The 567-nt window shown below is 67.0% G+C and carries 1 protein-coding gene; it reads right to left on the bottom strand.

Going from position 1 to position 567, the window contains the following annotated elements; translation table 11 throughout:
* Positions 1 to 211 precede the first annotated feature (211 nt).
* Positions 212 to 567, bottom strand: a 356-nt coding sequence (locus DLM85_RS24815) for an aldose epimerase family protein (RefSeq protein WP_481249169.1), incomplete at its 5' end; no start/stop codon positions are given.

Below are 567 nucleotides of genomic sequence, written 5' to 3'. Positions count from 1 at the left end.
CACGGCCTGCGCCACTTCGGCGCCGCTGCGGGCATCCACGAGCACGGCCCGCACCGAGTCGGTGCCGTAGTCGATGCCGATGACGTATGTCTTGGACATAGGGTGAAAGGGTGAGGGGGTGAAATGGTGAGTTTGGTGTTTAGGCGGCGCGGAGCGGCGCAGATAGCGCTAGCAGAACGGCACTCCCCATTTCACCCTCTCACCATTTCGCCTATTTGCGCACGCCGAAGCGGTACACGGTGGTCGAATGCAGGGGTTGGCCGGGCTGCAGGATGGTGCTCGGGAACGTGGGCTGGTTGGGCGAGTCGGGGAAGTGCTGGGTTTCCAGGCAGAAGCCCGCGTGCCGGCCGTAGACCACGTTGCCCTTGCCCGCGAGCGAGCCGTCGAGGAAGTTGCCCGTGTAGAACTGGATGCCGGGCTCGGTGGTCGTCACTTCCAGCGTGCGGCCCGAGGCGGGCTCGTACACCGTGGCGGCCGGGTGCATCCCGTCGGCCTGGGTGAGCACCCAGTTGTGGTCGTAGCCGCCGGGCACCTGCGCTATCCGCTCCCCGATGCCGTGGGGCGTGG

Source organism: Hymenobacter edaphi (assembly GCF_003258365.1).
GTDB classification, from domain to species: Bacteria; Bacteroidota; Bacteroidia; order Cytophagales; family Hymenobacteraceae; genus Solirubrum; species Solirubrum edaphi.
This window is presented reverse-complemented; position numbering and strand designations above follow the sequence as displayed.